The 2,731-nt window shown below is 72.4% G+C and carries 4 protein-coding genes; 2 read left to right on the top strand and 2 right to left on the bottom strand.

The features are described from left to right. Positions 1–928: hypothetical protein (locus HUX53_RS30855; protein WP_176406736.1), on the bottom strand; the 928-nt coding region annotated here is incomplete at its 3' end. Positions 929–1,149: 221 nt separating this feature from the next. Between HUX53_RS30855 and HUX53_RS30850 the strand changes: the two genes are divergently transcribed. Further along, positions 1,150–1,665: a YafY family protein gene (locus HUX53_RS30850; protein ID WP_176406735.1), complete on the top strand. Its 516-nt coding sequence runs from the start codon at positions 1,150–1,152 to the stop codon at positions 1,663–1,665. 204 nt (positions 1,666–1,869) lie between these two features. On the opposite strand, the gene HUX53_RS30845 is transcribed toward HUX53_RS30850, so the two are convergent. Beyond that, on the bottom strand, positions 1,870–2,502 hold the full coding sequence (locus HUX53_RS30845) for a trans-aconitate 2-methyltransferase (protein WP_176406734.1): 633 nt from the start codon (positions 2,500–2,502) through the stop codon (positions 1,870–1,872). Between HUX53_RS30845 and HUX53_RS40300 the strand changes: the two genes are divergently transcribed. After that, positions 2,501–2,731 (top strand): hypothetical protein (locus HUX53_RS40300; protein WP_217920126.1); only part of this gene is annotated, 231 nt, incomplete at its 3' end. The genes HUX53_RS30845 and HUX53_RS40300 overlap by 2 nt on opposite strands.

The raw sequence follows: 2,731 nt of genomic DNA, 5'->3' as shown, positions 1-2,731 counted from the left end.
CCAGGCCGCCGACCCGCTCGGCCAGGTCGTGCCAGCCGCCGCGCGCCGGCGCGCCGACCGCGTTGAGCCGGTCGGCGAGGCTCGCCGCCATGTCGGGCGGGTCGGGCAGCACCGGGGAGGCGATCTTGGCGAGCACCTCGTCCCGGAGCGCGCGCGCCTCGGCCTCCGCCTCGCGCAGCAGCTCCAGGACGGCGGCGATCCCGCGGATCCGGTCGGCGAACCCGTCGCGCAGCCGCTCCGCCTCGGCCAGCGCGCGGCGCACGCCGGCGAGACCGGTGCGGACGGCGTCGAGCCGCGCGGTGTCGGCGCGGCCGTCCCGGGCCAGCGCCAGGGGGTCGCCGCGCACGACGGCCGCGACCGACTCCAGCTCGTCGCGCAGGCGCTCGAACTCCGGCTCGTGCCCGCCCAGGGACTCCAGCAGCTCCGCGGCCGCCCGCCGCTCCGCCTCGACCTCCGCGAGCCGCGACAGCAGCGTCGACCAGACCTGGTCGAGCGCCGCGACCGACCGCGCGACCTCCTCGTACAGCGGCGTCATCCGGTCGACCGCCGCCCGCAGCGTGAGCCGCTCGCCGGACGGGACGGCCAGCAGCGTCCGCCGCTCCAGCGGCACCTCCCGGACCGGCAGCTCCACCGACGGCCCGGCGAGCAGCCGGCTCAGCTCCGCGAGCTGCGGCTGCCCCGGCCTGGAGTGCCGGGCCCGCAGGTCCCCGGCCGCGTCGACCGCGCGCCCGTACAGGTCGAACAGCGTCCACAGCGACGCCATGCGGGACCGCACGTCCGACTGCACGCGCAGCGTCTCGCCGGTCAGCGCCGCGCCCTCCAGCAGCTGGTACCCCTGGTGGGCCTCCAGTTCGAGCAGCGCGCCGCCGATGCGCTCCTTCTCGTCCCGGAGCCGCGCCAGCGTCCGGTCGGCCTCCTCGCGGCTCATCGGGGGGCCGTTCACCCGCGCGTCACTCAACGCCGGTCCGCGGTCGGCCCATGTTCGCCCCCGATTCCCCCGAATAGAGCACGTTTCGGAGCCTCAGTTTTCCGCATGCACCGCCGCCTTCTCAACCGCGGGCCGATCTTCCCTCCACCGTGCGTCACGCGACGCGATCCGGCCGTCCCCGCATCCTGCAAAATGTCAGTGTTCGAACGTATGATCGAACCATGGCGAACGTTGCGACGCACCCCCAGCCCGCGCACACCGCGCCGGCCCCGCTCACCGCGGCCGAGATCGCCGCCCTCGCGCTGTCCCTCGCGCACCTCGGCGCCGGCCCCCAGGCCACGACCGCCCGCCGCGCCCTGCACACCCTCCTCGACGCCACCCCCCACGACGACGTCGTCACCACCACCCTCGCCACCCTCACCACGCCCATGGACGGCTCCACCTCCGACCGCGCCCGCGTGATCGCCGCCGCCATCACCGACCACCGCGTCGTCCGCCTCTGCTACGGCGACGCTGGCGCCAACGTCACGATCCGCGAAGTCGAACCCGTCACCTGCCTCGTCCACCGCGACCACTGGTACCTCGTCGGCTGGTGCCGCATGCGCCGCGGCGTCCGCGCCTTCCGCTTCGACCGCATCCTCGCCGTAGAATCCACCGGCCTCCGAGCCCGCCCCCGCAGGGCCGACAGGTACCTGCCCTTTCAACCCAGGGGGGCGACCCCCTGGAACCCCCGTTAGCGACGCAGGCGATCCTCACGCCTTGTTGCGGTCGTTGTGCCCGTTGCGGTCAGTGCGGCGCTGCGGTCGCCTGCGTCGCCGGGCATGCCCGCTCCGGGCGCTAGAGCGCCCTCCGCGTGCCTGCCCGTGTTGTGCTCGCTCAGGTGAGTGCTCCCCTGAAGATCCCCCTTCCGAGGCAAGTGGTTCTCACGCCGCCGTCGGAGCTCAGGCGAGTTCGTAGAAGGAGTCGACGGCCGGCTGGCCCGTGTAGTTCGGGCCCGCCCGGTCGTCGGCGCCTGCGTAGTTGTAGGGGAGGTCGATCGTGTGGTTGCCGCGTAGCGAGATGCGGTGGTGGCGTGAGTCGTAGGTGAAGCCGGCTTGCCGGAGGGCCGTTGTCAGGCGGCGGCCGGCGGGGGAGCCGTCGGCCAGGCGGACGCTTCGCATGTCGAAGTTCGCGACGAGGAGTCCGTCCTCGGTGAGCCAGGACGCGGCGCGTGTGAGGACGCCCAGCTTGTCGCCTACGTAGTGCAGTCCGTGCACGCAGGTGATCAGGCCGGCGCGGGCTTCCGGTTCCCAGGTCGTTACTGAGGCCGTGATCAGCTGGAGTGAGGGTGGTGCGGGGGCGAAGTGGTCGACCAGGTCGACTCCGATGATCTTTAGGTGCGGGTTCCTTGCGGCGGCTTCGGTGAGTGCACGGGCGGTTCCGCAGCATAGGTCCAGCCAGTGGCCGTCTCCCGCCTCGGCTAGTACGTCTATGCCCAGTTCGCTGGTGTAGGCCTTCAGGGTGCGTTCGCGGTTCATGGCGCAGTTGGCCACCACGGGCGATTTCTCCAGGGCGGCGTCGTCCAGGTGCGGCATGGGGGTGATGGTGCCGGATCGCGCGTCAGGGGGCTGTGGTTTGGGTTATGGCGTTGGTTACGACTGTTTTTATGTCGTGGGTTCGGGTGTAGGTGTGGCGTTGGTGGTGGGCGCCGTTGCCTCGGTTCAGGAGAGTGCGCAGGAGGTGGGTTGCGGGGGCCAGATCGCCGGAGCGGGTCAGGGCCGGGGTCAGGTGGTCGAGGAGGGCCGTTACGACTTATACCCAGCT

The organism is Actinomadura sp. BRA 177 (assembly GCF_013372625.1).
GTDB lineage: Bacteria > Actinomycetota > Actinomycetes > Streptosporangiales > Streptosporangiaceae > Spirillospora.
The sequence above is the reverse complement of the archived record's forward strand: the minus strand, read 5'-3'. Positions and strand labels throughout refer to the sequence as shown.

What these genes read in the sequence shown, in the direction of transcription:
- HUX53_RS30850 (WP_176406735.1), top strand. Translation starts at nt 1,150, where the DNA reads ATGGCGAACGTTGCGACGCACCCCCAGCCCGCGCACACCGCGCCGGCC.
- HUX53_RS30845 (WP_176406734.1), bottom strand. Translation starts at nt 2,502, where the DNA reads ATGCCGCACCTGGACGACGCCGCCCTGGAGAAATCGCCCGTGGTGGCC.